21 protein-coding genes are annotated in these 20832 nt (G+C 71.9%); 8 read left to right on the top strand and 13 right to left on the bottom strand.

Annotated features, from left to right (window positions below):
* Positions 1–112: 112 nt before the first annotated feature.
* The 4 genes from NHH00_RS06500 to NHH00_RS06485 form a co-directional block, all read right to left on the bottom strand.
* On the bottom strand, positions 113–442 hold the full coding sequence (locus NHH00_RS06500; protein ID WP_253051057.1) for a winged helix-turn-helix domain-containing protein: 330 nt from the start codon (positions 440–442) through the stop codon (positions 113–115).
* Positions 439–876: a hypothetical protein gene (locus tag NHH00_RS06495; RefSeq protein WP_253051056.1), complete on the bottom strand. Its 438-nt coding sequence runs from the start codon at positions 874–876 to the stop codon at positions 439–441. The genes NHH00_RS06500 and NHH00_RS06495 overlap by 4 nt, the downstream gene beginning before the upstream one ends.
* A gap of 115 nt (positions 877–991) precedes the next feature.
* Positions 992–1387 (bottom strand): DUF1801 domain-containing protein, encoded by a 396-nt coding sequence (locus tag NHH00_RS06490; protein WP_253051055.1) that lies wholly within the window; start codon positions 1385–1387, stop codon positions 992–994.
* Between the two features lie 78 nt (positions 1388–1465).
* On the bottom strand, positions 1466–1945 hold the full coding sequence (locus NHH00_RS06485; protein ID WP_253051054.1) for a carboxymuconolactone decarboxylase family protein: 480 nt from the start codon (positions 1943–1945) through the stop codon (positions 1466–1468).
* A gap of 162 nt (positions 1946–2107) precedes the next feature.
* On the opposite strand from NHH00_RS06485, the gene NHH00_RS06480 reads away from it, so the two are divergent.
* Together NHH00_RS06480 and NHH00_RS06475 are read left to right on the top strand one after the other, a co-directional pair.
* Positions 2108–2731 carry an MFS transporter gene (locus NHH00_RS06480; RefSeq protein ID WP_253051053.1) on the top strand — a complete coding sequence of 208 codons (624 nt, stop codon included), beginning with the start codon at positions 2108–2110 and terminating at the stop codon, positions 2729–2731.
* Positions 2728–3021: a DUF1330 domain-containing protein gene (locus NHH00_RS06475; protein ID WP_253051052.1), complete on the top strand. Its 294-nt coding sequence runs from the start codon at positions 2728–2730 to the stop codon at positions 3019–3021. Before NHH00_RS06480 ends, NHH00_RS06475 begins: the two co-directional genes overlap by 4 nt.
* Before the next feature lie 154 nt (positions 3022–3175).
* Here the strand turns inward: NHH00_RS06475 and NHH00_RS06470 are convergent, their stop codons facing one another.
* From NHH00_RS06470 to NHH00_RS06455, 4 genes are all read right to left on the bottom strand, one after another.
* Positions 3176–4369, bottom strand: coding sequence for a hypothetical protein (locus NHH00_RS06470; RefSeq protein WP_253051051.1), 1194 nt, complete (start codon positions 4367–4369; stop codon positions 3176–3178).
* A gap of 198 nt (positions 4370–4567) precedes the next feature.
* Positions 4568–5653, bottom strand: a complete 1086-nt coding sequence (ychF, locus tag NHH00_RS06465; RefSeq protein WP_253051050.1) for a redox-regulated ATPase YchF — start codon at positions 5651–5653, stop codon at positions 4568–4570.
* Positions 5654–5705: 52 nt separating this feature from the next.
* Positions 5706–7292 (bottom strand): hypothetical protein, encoded by a 1587-nt coding sequence (locus NHH00_RS06460; protein WP_253051049.1) that lies wholly within the window; start codon positions 7290–7292, stop codon positions 5706–5708.
* A complete protein-coding gene (locus tag NHH00_RS06455) occupies positions 7274–8146 on the bottom strand; it encodes an ABC transporter ATP-binding protein (RefSeq protein ID WP_253051048.1) in 873 nt (290 codons plus the stop codon). The genes NHH00_RS06460 and NHH00_RS06455 overlap by 19 nt, the downstream gene beginning before the upstream one ends.
* A gap of 121 nt (positions 8147–8267) precedes the next feature.
* On the opposite strand from NHH00_RS06455, the gene rmuC reads away from it, so the two are divergent.
* Positions 8268–9776 carry a DNA recombination protein RmuC gene (gene rmuC, locus NHH00_RS06450; protein WP_253051047.1) on the top strand — a complete coding sequence of 503 codons (1509 nt, stop codon included), beginning with the start codon at positions 8268–8270 and terminating at the stop codon, positions 9774–9776.
* Positions 9777–9815: 39 nt separating this feature from the next.
* On the opposite strand, the gene NHH00_RS06445 is transcribed toward rmuC, so the two are convergent.
* Positions 9816–10853, bottom strand: a complete 1038-nt coding sequence (locus NHH00_RS06445; protein WP_253051436.1) for a 4-hydroxy-3-methylbut-2-enyl diphosphate reductase — start codon at positions 10851–10853, stop codon at positions 9816–9818.
* A gap of 274 nt (positions 10854–11127) precedes the next feature.
* Between NHH00_RS06445 and NHH00_RS06440 the strand changes: the two genes are divergently transcribed.
* From NHH00_RS06440 to NHH00_RS06425, 4 genes are all read left to right on the top strand, one after another.
* On the top strand, positions 11128–12588 hold the full coding sequence (locus NHH00_RS06440; protein WP_253051046.1) for a polysaccharide deacetylase family protein: 1461 nt from the start codon (positions 11128–11130) through the stop codon (positions 12586–12588).
* Between the two features lie 82 nt (positions 12589–12670).
* On the top strand, positions 12671–14029 hold the full coding sequence (xseA, locus tag NHH00_RS06435) for an exodeoxyribonuclease VII large subunit (protein ID WP_253051045.1): 1359 nt from the start codon (positions 12671–12673) through the stop codon (positions 14027–14029).
* 61 nt (positions 14030–14090) lie between these two features.
* On the top strand, positions 14091–14387 hold the full coding sequence (locus NHH00_RS06430) for an exodeoxyribonuclease VII small subunit (RefSeq protein WP_374614446.1): 297 nt from the start codon (positions 14091–14093) through the stop codon (positions 14385–14387).
* A complete protein-coding gene (locus NHH00_RS06425; RefSeq protein WP_253051043.1) occupies positions 14387–15352 on the top strand; it encodes a carbohydrate kinase family protein in 966 nt (321 codons plus the stop codon). Before NHH00_RS06430 ends, NHH00_RS06425 begins: the two co-directional genes overlap by 1 nt.
* Before the next feature lie 59 nt (positions 15353–15411).
* Here NHH00_RS06425 and NHH00_RS06420 read toward each other — a convergent pair whose 3' ends face one another.
* The 4 genes from NHH00_RS06420 to NHH00_RS06405 all read right to left on the bottom strand — a co-directional run bounded on the left by NHH00_RS06420 (position 15412) and on the right by NHH00_RS06405 (position 19982).
* A complete protein-coding gene (locus NHH00_RS06420) occupies positions 15412–16665 on the bottom strand; it encodes an ABC transporter ATP-binding protein (RefSeq protein ID WP_253051042.1) in 1254 nt (417 codons plus the stop codon).
* Between the two features lie 118 nt (positions 16666–16783).
* On the bottom strand, positions 16784–17635 hold the full coding sequence (locus tag NHH00_RS06415; RefSeq protein WP_253051041.1) for a carbohydrate ABC transporter permease: 852 nt from the start codon (positions 17633–17635) through the stop codon (positions 16784–16786).
* Positions 17635–18693, bottom strand: a complete 1059-nt coding sequence (locus NHH00_RS06410) for a carbohydrate ABC transporter permease (RefSeq protein WP_253051040.1) — start codon at positions 18691–18693, stop codon at positions 17635–17637. Before NHH00_RS06410 ends, NHH00_RS06415 begins: the two co-directional genes overlap by 1 nt.
* Positions 18690–19982: a sugar ABC transporter substrate-binding protein gene (locus NHH00_RS06405; protein ID WP_253051039.1), complete on the bottom strand. Its 1293-nt coding sequence runs from the start codon at positions 19980–19982 to the stop codon at positions 18690–18692. The genes NHH00_RS06410 and NHH00_RS06405 overlap by 4 nt, the downstream gene beginning before the upstream one ends.
* 128 nt (positions 19983–20110) lie before the next feature.
* Between NHH00_RS06405 and NHH00_RS06400 the strand changes: the two genes are divergently transcribed.
* Positions 20111–20788 carry a carbonic anhydrase gene (locus NHH00_RS06400; RefSeq protein WP_253051038.1) on the top strand — a complete coding sequence of 226 codons (678 nt, stop codon included), beginning with the start codon at positions 20111–20113 and terminating at the stop codon, positions 20786–20788.
* Positions 20789–20832: the final 44 nt, after the last annotated feature.

Raw genomic sequence — 20832 nt, 5'->3', positions numbered from 1 at the left:
CGGTCTTCGGATCGGCCGGAGCGCATCGCCCGCAGCGCCGCGCACGGCGGACCGCCGCGCCGGGCGACGACGGGGCGCTCCGCGGTCCGGGGCACGACAGGCATGCGCCGCCTCACGCCGGGGAACGAGGAAGCGGGTCCGAGGGGTCGGACGCGTCGACGATCTCGCGCAGCGCCACGACGTACGCGTCGAACGCGGCCCGGCCCTCCGACGAGAGGGAGTACCACGTGCGGGGCCGACGTCCGGCATAGCCCTTCGTGACCTCGATGTAGCCGGCCGACTCCAGCGCGGCGAGGTGCTTGGACAGCAGGGAGTCGCTGACCTCCAGCGTGTCCCGGAGCAGCCCGAAGTGGACGGCGTCCGCGGCGCGGAGCGCGGCCATGACCGAGAGCCGGACCGGCGAGTGGATGAGGTCGTCGAGGCGATGACGCGGGTGCGTCACGCTCGGCTCACCCGCCGTGCGAGCTCGAGGAAGGGCAGGCCGGGCAGCAGACCGACGAGCAGGACCCATCCGGAGAAGCCCTCGGGGAGGACCAGCCGGATCACGAGCAGCGCGACGACGAGGAGCAGGGCGCCGAGGAAGAGCGCGCGCTGCGTCGCCGCCGTGGCGGCGGCCGGGACGGTCCGTCCGCACCACGCGAGGAGGGCGAGGGTCGCGCCGACGACGACGAGGCCGGGGACGATCACCTCGGCCAGACGCTCCGGCCACGACGCCAGCGCGACGGTGAACGCGGTCAGGGTGGTCGCCATGACGAGCGCGCCGACGACGTACCACCGCCGGCGCGAGCGGATCCGGCGACCGACCTGGTCGGCCGCGGCGAGGGCCTCCGCCGCTGTCGACGGCCACGAACCGCTGGTGTCCTCCGGTGTCGACACGATGCCTCCAGCTCGGGAACGGGTGTCTGCACGAGACGAGCTCATGCTTGCCATGGAATCATGTACTCAACGATCATTCAAGTACTTCACCAGAGGTGTGCACTGAGGCTCTGGATCACCCTCGCCGGTTCTCGGCGACCGCGCGACGCACGAGCTCGCGGAGCGCGTCGTCGTCGATCTCCGCGTCCTCGACGAGGTCGATCGCCCGGACCGTGGCGCCGTCCAGCCGGGCGTTGAAGAGGCGAGCCGGGTCGTCCAGCCGGGCCCCCGCGGGAAAGGTCAGCCGCACGGCTCGCTTCAGGAGGTCCGCCATGCAGACGTTCCCCTGGCACACCCACGTGGGGACGCCCTCCGGCTTCGAGGGCTTGCGCCACTTGATCTCCTCCACGATCCCCGGGTCGGCGTCGAGGATCACCCGACGTACACGCGCGAGCGTCTCCGCACGCCACCCGCCGGCGTGGGCGACGATCGCATCGATCTCCTTCCCTGCGGACGCCTCGTCGGCGTTCACGGATCTCTGGTCTCGCACAGCTGCCATCGTCGTGCCTCTCGAGTGTCGGGGCAGGTCGTCTGATCGGGTCGGGAGCGCTCAGCCCCAGGAAGCGCCGGCGAGCTGACGCGTCGTGGCGTTGAGCCGGTTGAACAGGTTGGTCGTCGCGACGTAGACGACCAGGGCCGCCAGCTGGCGCTCGTCGAAGAAGCTCGCCGCCTCGTCCCACACGTCGTCCGGGACGGGGTCCGGGCGGTCGGCCAGCCGGGTGACGCTCTCCGCCAGCGCGAGCGCGGCGCGCTCCTCGTCGGTGAAGTACGGCGTCTCGCGCCACGCGACCACCGCGTGGAGGCGCTCGTCGGTCTCGCCCGCCTGCTTCGCGGACCGCACGCCCGAGTCGACGCAGACGCTGCAGCCGTTGATCTGGCTGACCCGGAGGTGCACCAGCTCGAGCGTCGAGTGCGGCAGGTCCGTCTGGCGGGCTGCCTTCATGAGCGCGAAGATCGCACCCGAGGCGCCGTCGAGGAGCGTGGCCGGGTTCGACATCCGGGGTGTCGCGAGGGGGGTCGTCGAGGTCATCTCAGTTCTCCTTGCCTGGTGGCTGCTCGGTACGTCTCGAGCCTCGCAGCCGGCCCGACCTCGAACAACGACGGGTCGAGCAACGTCCCCTGCGTCCTGGGTTAACGATCGGAAGGGCGGCGCAGCCTCGGGCAGCCTGCGGTCGCGGGGGCGAACCTCGCCATGTTCGTCGGCGGAGTCGGCATGTACCTCCTGCTCACCCTCGTCGCCCGGTACGCGCAGACGCCGCCCGGTGCCGGCTACGGCTTCGCGCTGACGCCCTTCGTCGCCGGGCTGGTCGTCGTCCCGTTCTCGGCACTGGGGTTCGTCGCGGGCAAGGTCATCCCCCGGCTCCGGAGGCGGGTCGCCGACCCCGTTCTCCTGGCCGGCAGCGCCCTCGTCGTCTGCGGCGGGTTCGCCCTGTTCGGGGCCGCCCGGTCGGACCCGGCCGAGCTGTTCGCAGCCATGGGGGTGCTCGGCCTCGGCGTCGGCGGATTCTCGGCCGCGATGCCGGGCGTCATCCTGGCTGTCACGCCTCGCAGCGAGACGTCCAGCGCCATGAGCGTCAACTTCGTCGTCCGCAGCATCGGAAACTCCCTGGGCAGCGCCCTCGGCGGCCTGGTCCTCAGCGTGGGCACCGACCCCGGCGCTCTCGTCCCCGAGGAGAACGCCTACACCACCGCGGCACTGGTCGGCATCGGCATCATGGTGGTCACCACGCTGACCTGCCTCGCTCTCGCACGCCGACGCCCGTCCGCACCTGCTCGTCTGCCAGATCCACCTCTCTCAACACCGGAGCGTCCATGACCAAGGGTTACTGGGTCAGCGTCTACCCCGCCATCTCCGACCGCGAACGGCTGACTCGCTACAACGGGCTGGCTGGTCTGGCCGTCCGGGCCGGAGGCGGGCGCGTCCTGTCGAACTTCGGTCGAGTCGTCGCCCACGAGGCCGGAATCGCCGAACGCGTCGTCCTGATCGAGTTCGACAGCTTCGAACATGCGACCGCGGCGTACGAGAGCGAGACGTACCAGGATGCGCTGGCGGCCCTCCCTCCAGCCTTCCAGCGCGACTTCCGTATCGTCGAAGGCATCGACTGACCGGGTGAGCCGACGTGCGCGTCTCGTCTCGCTCCGCTCGCTCACGACCGTTCAGGGTCAGACGTTGCAGCGGAACTCCACCGAGTTCCGACAGAGACAACCATCACTCGGCGCAAGATGCTGGAGCGACAGTGGGAGACCGCGAAACCGCCAGCTACTTGTCACGAACTACGCACGTCACTCGCGACGGCCCCCATCCAGCAACGAGCTCACCGAGAGCATCGAACACTTCGTTGACATGTTCCGGATCGCTGTTCACATAGGCAATGGCTTCGAGTAGTCCATCCACCATCGAGGCAAGGAATGATCGCACGTCGCGTGCGTAACCCTCCTGCACTCCTTCGCTGCGTTGTAGCGCACGGAGCAGATCACCGACCAGGACAATGGCGAGCAAGGACGCGAGAAGAACCTCGTCCAACTCATCAAATGGATCCGCGTCGTAAAAATAGCCGCGAGCACTCAAAACATCCACGTGGATGTACTGACTTGCCGTCACATAGAAGAGCGCATAAAGATCGCGAGTTTGCGACGAACGCTGCTTGCCCTGTGCAAGGTCACTGAATCGCATGGAAGTAGGGGCTCGCGCCCCTGTCTGCTTATGGACGACGTGATTGAAGTTCACTCGCCCATCGGCGTAACGGCCGAATTCAAAGTTCTCAGCGTCGGTCTTAGGAGAGATGCCTTCCCAAAAAACAGATGCATCGTCAGCTATTGAATCCAAATACACAGTGTTCTCAAAAATACTGCGAGCCAGCGAGTAGATACTCGCCGCATCTCTTCCCGTGGACAAGACTCTAAGACTATCTAGAGTTTGCTTCGTCTTCAGTGCCGAGAATAAGGCGTAGTCGGACGGGGATCGCACCAGGAATTCCACTTTCCTAGTACGACTTGGCTCCATTCGCGCCCGCCGCTGTTCGGCACTCATGTGTCGTGAAAGAAAATCAACCAACACCATACGCATCTGAGTGAACGCCTTCTCGACCATCTCGCCAATCAGTTCGTTCCCAAGGGACACGAATACGAAACTTGGAACCTGCCCATTATCCAAGTCCACGATGGGCTCATCGTACTCGTTCGCAAACCTTTCGAATAGGTTCAAGTCTGCGTCGGAAATGTAATCAGCGTTGAATTCGGTCGGCAATAGGCCGTCGGAACGTACGTAGGCATAAGCAAAGGCAGGATTGAGTCCAGCCGAAATCAACATGCGCGCTGATTCGTACACCGAATCGGTAGGGTCTGAAAGATGGCCAAACACGAGGTCGCTTTTGGATGGCTCACGCCCATACAACACCTCGAAGGACTTTGCCGCATCCTTCAGCTCCTTGGTGACCTCGTCAGCCAGCGGCACGCGACGGATAAGATTTCCCTCGTCGTCACGTCCGAATTGAAACTGCTTTGAAGAACAGCAGGAACGATACCTCAACTGCGAACCACAGGGGCAATCGCTGTCCGGCGGATATGGCGTGAAATTTGCTTTCAACCTCGCCCCTTGAGCACAAAGGAGATTGTGGCACTTGGACGATGAGTGCGTGAGTGCGCTGCACCGCTATACATTAAATCTGAACTCCACGACGTCTCCGTCGACCATGACGTAGTCCTTGCCCTCGACGCGCGCCTTGCCCGCGGCGCGCGCGGCGGCGACGGACCCCGTCGCGACGAGGTCGTCGAACGAGACGACCTCGGCCTTGATGAAGCCGCGCTCGAAGTCGGTGTGGATGACGCCCGCGGCCTGCGGCGCGGTCCAGCCCTTGCGGATGGTCCAGGCTCGCGCCTCCTTGGGGCCTGCGGTGAGGTAGGTCTGCAGCCCGAGGGTGTCGAACCCGACGCGCGCGAGCTGGTCGAGCCCGGCCTCGTCCTGCCCCGACTCGGCGAGCATCTCCTTCGCCTCGTCCGGCTCGAGCTCGACGAGCTCGGACTCGAACTTCGCGTCGAGGAAGATCGCCTGGGCGGGTGCGACGAGCGCGCGCAGGCGGTCCTGGAGGTCGTCGTCCGCGAGACCGGCGTCGTCGGTGTTGAAGACGTAGATGAACGGCTTGGCCGTGAGGAGCTGGAGGCTCGCGACGTCGGCGAGGTCGAGCCCGGCGGCGGCCGCGCCCTGGAAGAGCGTCGTGCCGGCCTCGAGGATGGCCTGTGCCTTCTGCGCGGCGTCGAGGAGGGCGGCGTCGCCCTTCTTGATCTTCACCTCCTTCTCGAGGCGAGGGACCGTCTTCTCGAGCGTCTGGAGGTCGGCCAGGATCAGCTCGGTGCTGATGGTCTCGATGTCGCCCTCGGCGTCCGTCGAGCCCTCGACGCGGACGACGTCCGGGTCGGCGAAAGCGCGGGTCACCTGGCAGATCGCGTCGGCCTCGCGGATGTTGGCGAGGAACTTGTTGCCGAGCCCCTCCCCCTCGCTCGCGCCCTTGACGATCCCGGCGATGTCGACGAACGACACGGTCGCGGGCAGGATGCGCTGGCTGCCGAAGATCTCGGCGAGCTTGTCGAGCCGCGGATCGGGGAGCGAGACGACGCCGACGTTCGGGTCGATCGTCGCGAACGGGTAGTTCGCCGCGAGGACCTGGTTGCGCGTCAGGGCGTTGAACAGGGTGGACTTGCCGACGTTGGGCAGGCCGACGATGCCGATAGTGAGTGCCACGTCGCCCGAGTCTACGGGCCGGGGCCGCGGTGCGCGGACCCCGGCCCGGAGGTCAGGCCGCGGACATCACCTTCTGCAGCAGCTCGGGCGCGCGCCGGTCGTACGCACGGGCGCCCCAGCGGACGCCGAGGAGCAGCACGAGGACCCCGACCGCGGCCCCCACGACGAGCGTCACCCAGCCCACGACCGGCAGGTCGGCCAGGATCGCGACGAGACCGGGCACGAGGAACGGGAGCGACAGCGCGAGCACGAGCAGCATCGCGACCGACTGCGCGACGAGCGTCGCCATCGCGGCGCCCTGCGGCTGCTTGAACGGGCTGTCGCCGGGCTTCGGCACCGGGTACAGCAGCCGGGCCGACGTCGCGCTCGAGACGCCGGTCGCGACCAGGAGCGTGCCGACGGTCAGGCCGAGCAACGCCGGCAGCGCGTCCCAGCGTCCGGCTACCGCGACCGAGACCACCGCGAAGACGAGCGTCACGACGCCACCCGCGACCAGCACCGGGAGGGCCCGTCCCCATCTGTCCGCGCGCCCGGAGACTCCCGTCGACACGTGCAGCGCGAACGCCGTGTGGTCGTACGCGATGTCGGCCGAGATCGAGAAGCCGAGGATCCATGCCGTGAACGGCGCGAGGGCGAGGAAGATCTCGGAGCCCGACCCCCCGCCCACCACGAGCAGCACGACCGGGATGAGCGGGACGACCGCGATGGACCCCGAGTAGCGCGGGTCGCGGAGCCAGTACGTCGCGGTGCGCGCCGCGACCGCCCCCGTCGGCGTCGCGGGGAACCGGGAGAAGAAGCCCAGCCCCTTGGCACGCCCGCCCGACCCGGAGGTGGGCGGCGTCACGAGCGCACGGGCGAGGGCCTTGTCCCACACGACCCACGCCACCGCGAGGGTCGCCAGCGCGACGACGAGCCGCGCGAGCGCGAGGCCCCACGCGCCGTCGTGCACCGCGGCGCCCAGGCCCCACGGGGCACCGAACGGCGTCCAGGCCGCGATCTCGGCGAGGCGCGTCACCATGCCCCGCACCGCGTCGCCGTCGACGGGGCCCTCCCCGAGCTGCGAGCCGACCCAGGCGAAGGCCGGGCCGACGAGGACGAGCGGCACGAACGCGGCGATCGTCACGACCTCGCGGTAGCGGCGCGACTCGAGCAGCGGGGCGAGGGCCGTCGTCGTCGCCCGTGAGCCGACGACGCAGAGCGCCACCGCGAGGACGGCGCCGACCAGCGCGGCGAGCACCGCGAGGGGCGTGCGCCACCACGCGAAGGAGACGCCGAGCGCGGCGAGGGCCGTGACGATCCCGGGGACCGACACCACGCCCGCGACCGCGAGCCCGGCGAGGAGCCGGCGCTGCGGGATGCCGAACAGGACGAAGCGCTGCGGGTCGAGGGTGGCGTCGACGCCGAACGCGAAGAGCGGGATCACCCACCACCCGAGGACGGCGAGCGTCCCGACGAGGATCATGATCGACCCGGCGAGCGCGGGGTCGTCCGTGCCGAGGACCACCATCCCGACGACGAGCAGCCCCACGACGAACACCCCGTAGAGCGCCGCGACGAGGAACCCGATGGTCTGCCACACGCTCCGCCGGAACGTGTTGCCCATCAGGGTGAGCTTGAGCCTTACGAACTGCGCAACCACGCGAGGCCCTCCGTGCTCTGCCGCCCGCCGACGAGGTCGACGAACCGGTCCTCGAGGCTCTGGTCGCCGCGCACCGCGTCGACCGTGCCCGCCGCGAGGACGTGGCCGCCCGCGACGACGGCGACGTGGTCGCACATGCGCTGCACCAGGTCCATGACGTGCGAGGACACGACGACGGTCCCGCCGCTGGCGACGTAGCCCGCGAGGATGTCGCGGATGTTGGCGGCCGAGACCGGGTCGACGGCCTCGAACGGCTCGTCGAGGACGAGCGTGCGGGGGGCGTGGATGAGCGCGGTCGCGAGCGCGATCTTCTTGGTCATGCCGGCCGAGTAGTCGACGACGAACGTCGTGGCGTCCTTCGCGAGGTCGAGCGCGGCGAGGAGCTCCGCCGTGCGCTCGGCCACGGTGTCCCGGTCCATGCCGCGCAGCAGGCCCGCGTACGTGAGGAGCTGCGCGCCGGTGAGCCGGTCGAAGAGCCGGACCCCGTCGGGCAGGACGCCGAGCTGCCGCTTGCCCGCGACCGGGTCGGCCCAGAGGTCGGTGCCGTGCACGTGCGCGGAGCCCGCGTCGGGGCGCAGGAGCCCGGTCGCCATGGAGAGCGTCGTCGTCTTGCCGGCGCCGTTGGGCCCGACGAGCCCGTAGAAGGAGCCCGCGGGGACGTCCAGGTCGATGCCGGCGACCGCGATCTTCTCGCCGAACCGCTTCCAGAGCCCGCGCAGGGAGAGCGCGGCGGTCGGGTCGGGCGGCGTGGGGGGGCCGGGCTGCGTCCCGGGGACGGGCCCGGTCACCGGTCCGGGCACGGCGCCGGGCACGCCGGCCGGGGCGACGGGTGGTAGGGGCGTGGGATCGACCATGCCGCCAACGTAGCGGAGGGTCCCGACGCCGTGCGGTGCCTTTTGTCACGAGGTGTCCGCCGGGGCGGGGCGCGCGACGTGTCGGACCCGTCGTGTCGGTCCCCCGTGGGAGGGTGCCGCCATGGACACCTCGGGATGGTTGCTCTTCGCGGTCGGCCTCGTGCTGGGGCTCGTCGGCGGTGCCGCGCTCGTCCTCACCGTGCGGCGCGCGTCGCCCGACGCCGCCGCGGCGGAGGTCCGCCGCCTCACCCAGCTCCTGGGCCAGGCGCAGCAGGAGGCCGCGCGCGGCGCGGGGCTGGCGGAGCGGCTCGAGGCCGAGCGCGAGGGCTTCGTGCGCCAGCTCGGCGCGGCGCAGCGCAGCGCGGACGAGCGCCTCGACCTCGCGCGGGCGACGCACGAGCAGCAGCTCGCCGAGCTGCGGGCCGCGGCCGAGCGCCGCGTCGAGGAGGTCCAGGGCGACCGCCGCCGGCTCGAGGCGCAGTTCGAGGCGCTCTCGCGCAAGGTGCTGGCCGCGGGCACGGAGCAGTTCCTCGTCCAGGCGGAGGAGCGCCTGCGCCGGAGCCAGGAGCAGGGCGCGGCGGAGCTGGAGCGCCGCGAGGAGGCGGTGCGCCACCTCGTGGAGCCGCTCGCGGGTGCGCTCGAGAAGGTGCGCGCCGAGGTCGCGGAGGCCGAGCGTGCGCGGCTCGCGGCGCACGGCAGCCTCGCCGAGCAGGTGCGGGGGGTCCGCGACGCGTCGGAGCTGCTGCGCGCCGAGACGTCGCAGCTCGTCACCGCGCTGCGGTCGTCGCAGGTGCGCGGCGCGTGGGGCGAGCTGCAGCTCCGCCGCGTGGTCGAGGCGGCCGGCATGCTTCCCCACGTCGACTTCGTGGAGCAGGACCAGGTCGCGACGGACGACGGCGCGCTGCGCCCCGACATGGTGGTGCGCCTCGCCGGGGGCAAGCAGGTCGTCGTCGACGCCAAGGTCGCGTTCCTCGGCTATCTCGACGCGCAGGGCGCCACCGACCCCGCGGTGCGCGCCGACCGGCTCGCCGCGCACGCTCGCCACATGCGCAAGCACGTCGACGACCTCGGGGCCAAGCGCTACTGGGACCAGTTCGGCCCGGCGCCCGAGTTCGTCGTCATGTTCGTGCCCGCGGAGTCGTTCCTCTCGGCGGCCGTCGAGCAGGACCCGTCGCTCCTCGAGCACGCGGTGTCGAAGAACGTCGTCATCGCCACGCCCATGACGATGGTCGCCATGCTGCGGACCATCGCGTACGCGTGGCGCCAGGACGCGCTCGCCACCAACGCCCAGCAGGTGCTCACGCTCGGCAAGGAGCTGCACGGTCGCCTCGCCGTCATGGGGTCGCACCTCGCGAAGCTCGGGCGCCAGCTCCAGAGCGCCGCGGACTCCTACAACCGGACGGTCGGCTCGCTCGAGACGCGCGTGCTCGTCAGCGCGCGCCGGTTCGCGGACCTGCACGTCGTGGACGACGACCTCACGACGCCGCCGACGGTGAACCCGCGGCTCAGCGCCGTGAGCGCGCCCGAGCTGCTCGCGTCCGTGAACGAGTCCGTGGTCGCGATCGACGAGCGCCCTGAGGACCGTGAGGACTCCCGCCGGGAGCCGTCAGCCGGCGGGGCGAGCGCCTGACCGCCCGTCCGGAGCCGGCGGCCACGGACGACCCGACCGTCAGACGGGCTGGACGGAGAGCGAGGTGCGGCCCCCGCGGGCCGGACGACCGCCGTCGGACCCCGACGACGTGAGGTCCGCGCGCAGCTCGCGCGGCAGCGAGAACATGAGGTCCTCCGTCGCGGTGCGGACCTCCTCGACCTCGCCGAACCCGCGCTCCGCGAGGTATGCGAGCACGTCGTCCACGAGGATCTCGGGCACCGACGCGCCCGACGTCACCCCGACGGTCGTCGCGCCGTCGAGCCAGGCGGGGTCGATCTCCTTCGCCCGGTCGACGCGGTAGGACGCACCGGCACCCGCCTGGAGCGCGACCTCGACGAGGCGCACCGAGTTCGACGAGTTCGCCGAGCCGACGACGATGACGACGTCGGCGTCCGGTGCGAGCTTCTTCACCGCGACCTGGCGGTTCTGCGTCGCGTAGCAGATGTCGTCGCTCGGCGGGTCCTGGAGCGTCGGGAACCTCTCCCGCAGCCGGCGGACCGTCTCCATGGTCTCGTCGACCGACAGCGTGGTCTGCGAGATCCACACGACCTTGTCGGGGTCGCGGACCACGACGTCGTCGACGTGGTCGGGCGAGTCGACGACCTGGACGTGGTCGGGCGCCTCGCCGGCCGTGCCCTCGACCTCCTCGTGCCCCGTGTGGCCGATGAGGAGGATGTCGTAGTCGTCCTTGGCGAAGCGCACGGCCTCCTTGTGGACCTTGGTCACGAGCGGGCACGTGGCGTCGATCGTGTCGAGGTTGCGCGCCGCCGCGGCCGCCTTGACCGCGGGCGAGACGCCGTGCGCCGAGAACACGACGCGCGCGCCCTCCGGCACCTCGTCGGTCTCGTCGACGAAGACCGCGCCGCGCTCGCTCAGCGTCTCGACGACGAACTTGTTGTGCACGATCTCCTTGCGCACGTACACCGGAGCGCCGTAGTGCTCGAGCGCCTTCTCGACCGCGACGACGGCACGGTCCACGCCCGCGCAGTAGCCGCGGGGCGCGGCGAGCAGGACGCGCTTGCGCGGCGCGACGCTCGGCAGGACCGCCTCCGACAGGACGGCGGGGCGGTCGGACGGGTGCGCGGACGAGCCGGCGGGAAGGTCGCTCACGCCTCGAGTCTAGGCGAGCGCCCGCGCGCCGACCCCGGTGAGGCCCGTCACCCGTCGCCCGTGCCCGCACTCCTCCCGCCCTCGTCACAGCACCGCCGCCGGTGCTCCACCGTCCCTCCCCCGCGTCCGCGCGAGGACGCCGGAGCGCCGAGACGGATCTCACCCGCGCGGGACGGCCCTCCCGGTCGCCGGACCTCCGGGCGGCCGTGAGGATCGAGGGATGGCCGACGACCTCGACCCGACCGACCCCGAGACTCCCGCCGCCGCCGACCCGGGCGAGTCCGCGGGAACCACCGACCCCGCCGGACCTGCCGAGCCCGGGCGGAGGAGGCGGCGCACGTGGTGGTGGCTCGTGCCCGGCGTCGCGGTCGTGGTGGCAGGCGCGCTGGTCCTCGCGGCGTCCGTGGAGCACGACCGGTGGGTCGCGTCCGTCGACCGGTACCACGCCGACGTCGAGCGGGCCGAGCACGACGCCGCGACCGCCCGTGCCGCGGCGGAGGCGGCGTACGTGCCCCGCCTCGCCGCGCTCGCCGTCGCGGACGTGGTCGGCGGCGCCGTGCTGACGCAGAGCGACGGCCAGGTCGCGGACGCCGCCGTGCGGGACCCGCTGGCGGCGGCGCTGCCGGACGCCGCGGCTCTCCTCGGGACGCCCGTCGAGTACCCGGTCGAGGTCCGCACGGTCGACGCGCTCTCGCGCCCGAACCCGTTCTTCCCCCGCGACCTGCCGGAGCGGCGGTCCGAGGTCGTCACCGGATCCACGCCGTCGCCGGAGGCGCTCGACGACGCGACGTCCGCGGTCGCCGTGGCGACGCAGGACGTCGCGACGGCGTGGCAGCAGTGGGCGTACGACGGGCTCGAGGGCGCGGTCGCCGAGGGGCGACCGGTGCTCGCGGAGTCGGCCGGGCTCGTCTCGGACGAGGCGCACCGGACGGCGCTCGACACCGCGCTCGCCGCCGCCGGCACGACGCTCGACGCCGGGGTGGGCGGCGCACCCGTCGCCGAGACGGTGGCACAGCGGGACGCCGTGCTCGCCGCCACGGAGGCGGTGTGGAGCGACCGGCTGGCGCTGACGCTGCAGCAGCGCCGCGAGCTGGGACGCGCGCAGGGCGTGGACTGCGCGGTCGACCGGTGCGTCGCGCTGACGTTCGACGACGGGCCCGGCGCGGACACCGAGCGCCTGCTGCGGACGCTCGCCGAGAAGCACGTCACCGCGACGTTCTTCCTCGTCGGGACCAACGTCGAGAAGCGCCCCGACGTGGTGCGGGACACGGCCGCCGCGGGGCACCTGCTCGCGAACCACACGTGGGACCACCCCCAGCTCACGACGCTCGACGACGACGAGGTGCGCGCCGAGCTCGAGCGCACCCAGGAGGCGATCACCACGGCGTCCGGGGCGACGCCGACGTTCTTGCGCCCGCCCTACGGCGACGTCGACGACCGCGTCCGGTCGATCGCGACCCGCACGGGGCTGCAGGTGATCCTCTGGAACCTGGACACGCTCGACTGGAAGACCAAGGACGCCGCCGAGACCCGACGGCGCGCCGTCGAGGGCGCCCGGCCGGGGAGCGTCGTCCTCATGCACGACATCCACGCCACGACGGTCGACGCCGTGCCCGGCATCATCGACGACCTGCGCGCCCAGGGGTACCGGCTCGTGACGGTCGACCTGCTCGCCCCGTGAGCGACCGCGCGTCCCCCGCGCCGCACGCGTCGACCGGTGGGCGCGCCGGGTGGACGTGGGTGGGGTACGGCAGGCTGGACCCGTGACCGCCTCGCTCCCCCCGCCCGACGACGTCCCCCGGTCGGGCGCGTCCGCGCGGGGCTCCCGGCCCGGGGACCGTGGCCCGCTCCCGGCGCGCGCGCTCGAGACGAGCGCGGAGCACCCGTGGCCGGTGCGTCTCCTCGCCCGCAAGATCGAGCAGTACGTGGAGCGGATGGCCCCTGTGTGGGTCGAGGGCCAGGTCGTGCAGCTCAACCGGAGGCCGGGGACGTCGACCGCCTTCCTCACGCTGCGCGACACGGACCTGGACATGTCGCTGCCCGTGTCCGCGGCCACGCGCGTGCTGGACGGCACGCCGCTCGCGGAGGGCGCGCACGTCGTCGTGCACGCCAAGCCGGTCTTCTGGGCGCGACGCGGCTCGCTCCAGCTCCAGGCGCGCGAGATCCGCCCGGTGGGCGTCGGCGACCTGCTCGCGCGCATCGAGCACCTCAAGCGCGTCCTCGCCGCCGAGGGGCTGTTCGACGCCGACCGCAAGCGGCCGCTGCCGTTCCTGCCGAAGGTCGTCGGGCTGGTGTGCGGCCGGGAGTCCAAGGCCGAGCACGACGTGGTGGTCAACGCGCGCGCCCGCTGGCCCCGGGTCCGGTTCGAGATCCGGGAGGTCGCGGTCCAGGGGGCGCACGCCGTCCAGCAGGTGGGCGACGCGATCCGCGCGCTGGACGCCGACCCGGACGTCGAGGTGATCGTCGTCGCGCGCGGCGGCGGCGCGGTGGAGGACCTGCTGCCGTTCTCGAACGAGGCCCTCGTCCGGCTCGCGGCGGCGTGCCGGACCCCGCTCGTCAGCGCGATCGGGCACGAGACGGACAGCCCGCTCCTCGACCTCGTGGCGGACTACCGCGCGTCCACGCCGACGGCCGCCGCGCGGCGCGTCGTCCCGGACGTCGCGGAGGAGCGGGCCCGCCTGGCCCAGGGGCGCCACCGGCTGCGTACGGCGATCGCGGGGCGCGTGGCACGCGAGCAGGCCCTGCTCGACGGCCTCCGGTCCCGCCCGGTCCTGGCCGCGCCCCACACGATGCTCGCCGACCACGCCGAGCGCGTGGCCGCGCTGCGCGACCGCGCACGACGAGCTCTCGACACGCGGCTCGTGCGCGCCTCGGGCGAGGTGGGCCGGTTGGAGGCCCAGGTCCGCGCCCTGTCGCCGGCGTCGACGCTCGAGCGGGGGTACGCCGTCGTGCAGCGGGCGGACGGACACGTGGTCCGCTCCCCCGACGACGTCGCGGTGGGAGACGTGGTCCGCGTGCGGCTCGCACGTGGCGGGCTCGACGCGGCGGTGGCCGCCATGCACGACGGCGACCCCCCGCACACCGGCGGGCCCTCGCCCGACGTCCCCCGGGGCGCGCCGTGAGGCGCCTCCCGCGCCCCGCGGCGGCCGGTTCCCGGACGCCCGTTCCGACCACGACGCACAGATGGGGTTGAATACTGCCGTGAGTTCCTTTGACAACGCTGTCACGACCGACGTCGCGACGCTCTCGTACGAGCAGGCGCGCGACGAGCTCGTGCAGGTCGTCGCGCGGCTCGAGGCCGGCGGCGAACCCCTCGAGGCCTCGCTCGCGCTCTGGGAGCGCGGCGAGGCGCTGGCCGCGCGCTGCCAGGAGTGGCTCGACGGTGCGCGGGCCCGGCTCGACGCCGCACGCTCCCAGGACGCGGGAGGCACGCACGACGAGTCCGACGAGACCCCCGACGACACCACCGGAGACGACTGATGAGCACCTCCCCCGCCGCCCCCGCGACCGACGGCGCCCCGGAGCGCCACGAGCACGTGCTCGTGGTGGGTGAGGCGTTGATCGACGTGGTGCACCGCGCCGACGGCAGCGTCGACGAGCACCCCGGTGGCAGCCTGGCGAACGTCGCGCTCACCCTCGGGCGCCTCGGGCGCGACGCGCGTCTGGCCACGTGGGTCGCGCCGGACGCGCACGGGGACGCGATCCGGGCCTGGCTCGACGACTCCGCCGTGACCCTCACCCCCGGCAGCACCGGGGCCGGTTCCACGAGCGTCGCCACCGCCCACCTCGACGCCCAGGGCGCGGCCAGCTACGAGTTCGACCTGGAGTGGCGCGTCCCGGCCGGCACCGCCCCGGGCACCGGCACGCTCGCCGTGCACACCGGCTCGATCGCCGCCGTCCTGGAGCCCGGCGCGTCCGACGTGCGCGCCCTGGTCGCCGCCGCGCGCGACACCGCCACGATCACCTACGACCCCAACGCCCGCCCCGCGCTCATGGGCGACCCCGCCGACGCCCGCGCCCGGATCGAGGCGCTCGTCGCGCTCGCCGACGTCGTCAAGGTCAGCGACGAGGACCTCGCCTGGCTCGTGCCCGGGACGGACCCCGTCGCGGTCGCGCGCGACTGGCTCGCGCTCGGCCCCGCGCTCGTCGTCGTCACCTACGGCGGCGAGGGCGCCCTCGCCCTGACCGCGGCAGGCGAGCAGCGCGTCACGGCCCCGCGGGTCGAGGTCGTGGACACCGTCGGCGCGGGCGACTCCTTCATGGGCGCGCTCCTGGACGGGCTCTGGGACGCCGGCCTGCTCGGCGCCGACCGCCGCGACGCCCTGCGCGCCGTCGACACCGCCACGCTCACCCGCCTCCTCGAGCGCTGCGCCGCCGTCGCCGCCGTCACCGTCTCGCGCGCCGGCGCCAACCCACCGCGCCGCACCGAGCTCACGACCGCCTGAGCCGGTCCCGGCGCGTGTCGGCCGCCCGGGCGGGTCGCCCGGGCGGCCGACACGGCACCTCAGACCTGGGCGTCCTGCTTCTGGGCTCGCTCCAGCGACCGCTTGCGGTCCTCGGCGTTCTCCTCCTCGATGCGGTCCGCCTCGGCGTCGTCGCGCGTGAGGTTCTCGCTCGTCTCGGGGTCGAAGATCATCATCTTCGTCGGGTCGAACCACAGCTCCGTCGTGTCGCCGTCGCGCACGCGCGACGCGGAGTCCAGGGCGACGACGAACTGGCTGCGCAGGCCCTCGCCGTCGAGCTCGCGGTCCAGCTCCTCGAGCTGGCCCTTCACGGACTCGTGCATGTCGAACGGCACGTACGCGTAGAGCTCCGCCCCGAGCCACTCCGTGACGTCGATCTGGATCTCGAACGTGTGGCCGCGGTCCTTCTTGGACGGGTCCACGAGCCGCGCGTCCTCGAAGTGCTCGGGCCGCAGCCCCACGATGACGAGGCTCCGGTCGCCCACGACGGACGCGACGTTCTCCGGCATGTCGAACTCGCCGAACGGCAGCGTGATCCGCCCGCCCGACACCTCGCCGGGGAGGAAGTTCATGGGCGGCGTCCCGATGAAGCCCGCGACGAACAGGTTGACCGGCTGCTCGTAGAGCCCGCGCGGGCTCGCGACCTGCTGGAGCACGCCGCGGCGCAGCACGGCGACGCGGTCGCCGAGCGTCATGGCCTCGGTCTGGTCGTGGGTGACGTAGACGGTCGTCGTGCCGAGGCGCCGCTGGAGCCGGGCGATCTCCGTGCGTGTCTGCCCGCGCAGCTTGGCGTCGAGGTTGGACAGGGGCTCGTCGAAGAGGAACGCCTTCGCGTCGCGCACGATCGCGCGCCCCATCGCGACGCGCTGGCGCTGGCCGCCGGACAGGTTCGCGGGCTTGCGGTCCAGGTGCTCGCGGAGGTCGAGCATGTCGGCCGCGCGCTCGACCTTCTCGCGGATCTCCTCCTCGCTGTGCTTGCCCTTGGCGAGGCGCAGCGGGAAGGCGATGTTCTCCGCGACCGTGAGGTGCGGGTACAGCGCGTAGTTCTGGAACACCATCGCGAGGTCGCGCTCGCGCGGCGCCTTCTCGTTGACGCGCGTGCCGTCGATGTCGAGCTCGCCCGAGGTGATGTCCTCGAGCCCGACGATCATGCGCAGGACCGTCGACTTCCCCGAGCCGGACGGGCCGACGAGGATGACGAACTCGCCGTCGGCGATGTCGAGGTTCACGCGGTCCACCGCGAGGAACCCGTCGCCGTAGCGCTTGACGATGTCCTTGAGGGTGATCGACGCCATCAGCTCTCTCCTCGGGTTCGGCGTGCGGCACGGTGCCCGACGACGCGGGCGGGGCGCGGCGGTGCCGCGGCGGGCAGCGGGGTCGGCTGCCGGGTGGTCCCCCGGCGATCGGTCGTGCTCATCCCTTCACCGCCCCCTGGGTCAGGCCGGAGACGATCTGACGCTGGAAGAGCACGACGAGGACGACGACCGGGATCGTCACCACGACGGCCGCCGCGGAGATCGCGCCGGTCGGCTCCTCGAAGTACGACGCCCCCGTGAAGAACGCGAGCGCCGCCGGGACGGGACGGGCCGCGCTCGTCGACGTGAGCGAGATGCCGTAGACGAAGTCGTTCCAGGCGATGAAGAAGGCGATGAGCGCCGTCGTGAAGACGCCCGGCGCCGCGAGCGGGACGATCGCCTTGCGGAACGCCTGCCACGGCGTCGCACCGTCGACCTGGGCTGCCTGCTCCAGCTCCCACGGGATCTGGCGGAAGAACGCCGCGAGCGTCCAGATGGAGATCGGGAGCGTGAGCGACAGGTACGGGATGATGAGACCGAGCCACGTGTCGTAGAGGCCGATGTTGCGCCACAGGTTGAACAGCGGCGTGACGATCGAGACGACCGGGAAGATCGACACACCGAGCGCCGTCGTGAGGATGAGGCGCTTGCCCGGGAAGTTCAGGCGCGCGATGGCGTAGGCGCACAGCGTGGCGAGCACGACGGCGATGACCGTCGCGATGAGCGAGATGCCGATCGAGTTGCGCAGCGCGGAGAGGAACAGCTCCTGCGCCGAGCCGCCCGTGGCGAGGATCTGCTCGTAGTTGTCGGTGCTCCACTGCGGCGGCAGGAACGTCCCGGAGTTGATGTCGCTGGGACCCTTGAAGCTCGTCATGAAGATCGACAGCACGGGGAACAGCGCCCCGACGAGGACGACGACCGTGATGACGGCCCACCAGATCTTGGCCCGGGTGCTGAGGACGCTGCCCATCACTTCTCCCCCCTCGCGCCGGCGAGATCCACCTTGAAGAGCTTGATCGCGATGAAGCAGATGAGCACGACGCACAGGAACAGCAGCACGGAGATCGCCGAGCCCATGCCGATCTGGAGCTGGCCGATCGAGGTGCGGTACGCGAGCAGCGAGAGCACCTCGGTGCCGTTGGCACCGTTCGTCATGATGAAGACGTTGTCGAAGATGCGGAACGCGTCGAGCGCGCGGAACAGGACGGCGACCATGATCGCGGCCTTCATGTTCGGCACGATGACCCGCGTGAACCGCTGCCACGCGGTCGCCCCGTCGACCTTCGCGGCCTCCTCGAGGTCGCCCGGGACCTGCGCCAGGCCGGCGAGCAGCAGGAGGGAGATGAACGGCGTCGTCTTCCACACCTCGGACGCGATGATGACGAACAGGCTCGTGCCCTGCTGCGCGAACCAGTTGAGGTCCGGTCCGATGCCGGGCACCCAGTCGAACCAGTGGTTGACGTACCCGGACGTGATGTCGAACGCGTAGAACCACGCGAACGCCGAGACGACCGTGATGATCCCGTACGGCACGAGGATCGCGGTGCGCAGGAGCCCGCGCAGGCGCTTGATCGCGCGGTGCATGACGAGCGCGAGCGCGAAGCCGAGGACGAGCTCGATGGCGACGGTGATGACGGTGATGAGAAGGGTGACCCACAGGGCCTTCCACCAGACGGGGTCCGTGAGGATCACGACGTAGTTGTTGATCCCGACGAACGCCCGGTCGTCCGGAGCCGTGAGCTTGTAGTTGAAGAGCGAGTCGTAGACGGCCTGGAGGATCGGGTACAGCGTCACGGCGAGCATGACGACGAACGCCGGCCCGGCGAGGTACCACCCGAGGCGTGCCTCGGCGCGGGCGCGGTCGCTGCGCGCGGCCTTCGCGGCGGCGTCGGGCGCGCCGCGGGAGTCCGCCCGGGACTCACGACGGGACGCGTCGCCGCGGCGGGTCGGCGCGTCCTCGGTGGCGGTCGAGGGAGTGGAGGCGTGCCGGCCGCGGGGTGCGGGCTCGGCAGGAGGTCCGGCGTTCACAGGAGTCGCTCCCCTCGCAGGACGGCGGTGATGAACTCGGTGGACTGCTGCGGGGTCGTGTCGGGGTCGACGGACGCCGGCGGGTACCACGTCTGCTGCAGGCCCGTGGAGACCTCGTTGTAGAACGGCGTCTGCGGTCGCGGCGCGGCCTGGTCGAGCGAGTCGCGGATGACGTCGTACATGGGGAACGCCTTCTGGACGTCGGGGTCGTCGTAGGCCTTGGTGCTCGCCGCGGGGTTGCCGTTGGTGACGAAGTACTCGGCCTGGTTCTCCGGGCTGACGATGCACTGCGCCGCCTCGTACGCGAGGTCGGTGTGCTTGCCGAACGCCCCGATGCCGAGCGAGATGCCGCCGTAGGGCGGGCGGGCGTCCTCGCCCTCGGTGGTCTGCGGGTAGAGGGCCCAGCCGATGTCGTCGAGCAGCGACTGGTCGAGCGACCCGGCGTCGACCGCGCCCTGGGTGGAGGACCAGACGAACGGCCAGTTGACCATGAACGAGCCGCGGTCGCCCTGGAACTTGGTGAGGGACGCGGGCTCGTCCTCGCTCGGGAGTCCCGGTCCGCCGACGCCCGACGTGCCGATGTCGCCGATGATGGTCGCGGCCGCCTTGCCCGCGTCGGAGTCGAGGCCGAGCTTCACCTCGTCCGCCGGTGCCTCCGGGTTCTCGAGGATGTGCCCACCGGCGCCCTCGACGAGCGCGTTGATCCACACCGTCAGCGACTCGGCCTTGGCACCCTGGACCGCGAGGAGCTTGTCCTGGTCCTGCGCGGCCTGCATGATCTGGTCCCACGTGACGGGCTGCGACATGTCGAGCCCCGCGGCCTCGGCGACCGACTTGCGGTACCAGAGGAGCTGGGTGTTGGCCCAGAACGGGATGGCGACCAGCTCGTCCTTCCACGTCGACGCGTCGATCGCGCCCTGCACGACGTCCTGCGTCGTCGCGTCGGCGACGTCGTCGGGGACGGGAGCCAGGAAGTCGGCCTCCGCGAACTCGGCGATGAACACCGGGTCGAGGCTCATGATGTCGATCGACGAGTCCTTCGCCGCGAGGCGGCGGGCGAGCTGCTCGCGCTGCGACGCGGCGTCGCGCGGCAGGAGCTCGGTCTGGATCCGGTACGCGCCCCCGGCGGCCTCCGTGCAGGAGGCGGCGATGTCGGCCTGGCCGCCGTTGTCCGGGTTGATGTACCACGTGAGCACCGGCGTCCCGTCGTCGCCCGGGCCGCACGCGGCGAGCGGCGCCACGAGCCCCACGGCGACCAGGACGGCGAGCGCTCGGGTGCGTCGACGCACGTCAGCTCCCCTCGGTCGCGGCTTCCCCGTCTCCGGGGTGTCACCCTCCATGGCTACACCTCCCGGGCGCGGCCCGCCATGCGAACGGGCACGTCATGAGGGCCTCCGGGTGCGCGATGATGGGGGCCATGACCTCTCCCACCTCCGCGCCGCCGGCCCGTTCGCTCACCCCCGCCGAGGCGTGGGCGACGCTGCGCGCGGGCAACGACCGTTTCGTCGCCGACGCTCCGATCCATCCCTCGCAGGGCGCGGACCGACGACGGGAGACCTCCGCGGCGCAGCATCCGCACACGGTGCTGTTCGGGTGCTCGGACTCGCGTGTCGCGGCGGAGATCATCTTCGACCAGGGGCTCGGCGACATGTTCGTCGTGCGGACCGCGGGGCACGTCGTCGACACGACCGTGCTCGGGTCGATCGAGTACGGCGTGGAGATCCTGTCCGCGCCGCTCGTCGTGGTGCTCGGGCACGACTCGTGCGGCGCGGTGGGCGCCGCGGTGGAGACGCTCACGACCGGCGCCCAGGCGGACGGGTTCGTCCGGGCCGTCGTCGACCGGGTCATCCCGTCGATCGCGAAGATCACGGGTGCCGGGAACGGCTCGCTGGAGAACCTCGACCCGGCCGCGCTGCGCCGCGAGCACGTGCGCAACACGGTCGACATGCTCCACTCGTACTCCGCCGGGCTCGCGGCCGCGGTCGCGGAGGGGCGCTGCGCGATCGTCGGCGTCGAGTACGACTTCGCGGAGGGTCGTGCCCACCTGGTCGACGTCGTGGGCGACGTCGGCGAGGCACCCCTCGCCGACGCCTGAGGCGGCGACGCCGGCGCGTGACCGGCCCGCCCCGCGGCCCGCGT

Origin of the sequence: Cellulosimicrobium cellulans (genome assembly GCF_024124905.1) — a bacterium.
Lineage (GTDB): Bacteria > Actinomycetota > Actinomycetes > Actinomycetales > Cellulomonadaceae > Cellulosimicrobium > Cellulosimicrobium cellulans_G.
Note: the sequence above shows the minus strand (reverse complement) of the source record. Positions and strands in the feature narration are given on the sequence as shown.

Bases quoted from the DNA above. Each gene is read 5' to 3' on its own strand.
- NHH00_RS06485 (WP_253051054.1), bottom strand. From the start codon at position 1,945: ATGACCTCGACGACCCCCCTCGCGACACCCCGGATGTCGAACCCGGCC.
- NHH00_RS06480 (WP_253051053.1), top strand. From the start codon at position 2,108: ATGTTCGTCGGCGGAGTCGGCATGTACCTCCTGCTCACCCTCGTCGCC.
- NHH00_RS06475 (WP_253051052.1), top strand. From the start codon at position 2,728: ATGACCAAGGGTTACTGGGTCAGCGTCTACCCCGCCATCTCCGACCGC.
- NHH00_RS06455 (WP_253051048.1), bottom strand. From the start codon at position 8,146: ATGGTCGATCCCACGCCCCTACCACCCGTCGCCCCGGCCGGCGTGCCC.
- rmuC (WP_253051047.1), top strand. From the start codon at position 8,268: ATGGACACCTCGGGATGGTTGCTCTTCGCGGTCGGCCTCGTGCTGGGG.
- NHH00_RS06440 (WP_253051046.1), top strand. From the start codon at position 11,128: ATGGCCGACGACCTCGACCCGACCGACCCCGAGACTCCCGCCGCCGCC.
- NHH00_RS06430 (WP_374614446.1), top strand. From the start codon at position 14,091: ATGGGGTTGAATACTGCCGTGAGTTCCTTTGACAACGCTGTCACGACC.
- NHH00_RS06425 (WP_253051043.1), top strand. From the start codon at position 14,387: ATGAGCACCTCCCCCGCCGCCCCCGCGACCGACGGCGCCCCGGAGCGC.
- NHH00_RS06420 (WP_253051042.1), bottom strand. From the start codon at position 16,665: ATGGCGTCGATCACCCTCAAGGACATCGTCAAGCGCTACGGCGACGGG.
- NHH00_RS06415 (WP_253051041.1), bottom strand. From the start codon at position 17,635: ATGGGCAGCGTCCTCAGCACCCGGGCCAAGATCTGGTGGGCCGTCATC.
- NHH00_RS06400 (WP_253051038.1), top strand. From the start codon at position 20,111: ATGACCTCTCCCACCTCCGCGCCGCCGGCCCGTTCGCTCACCCCCGCC.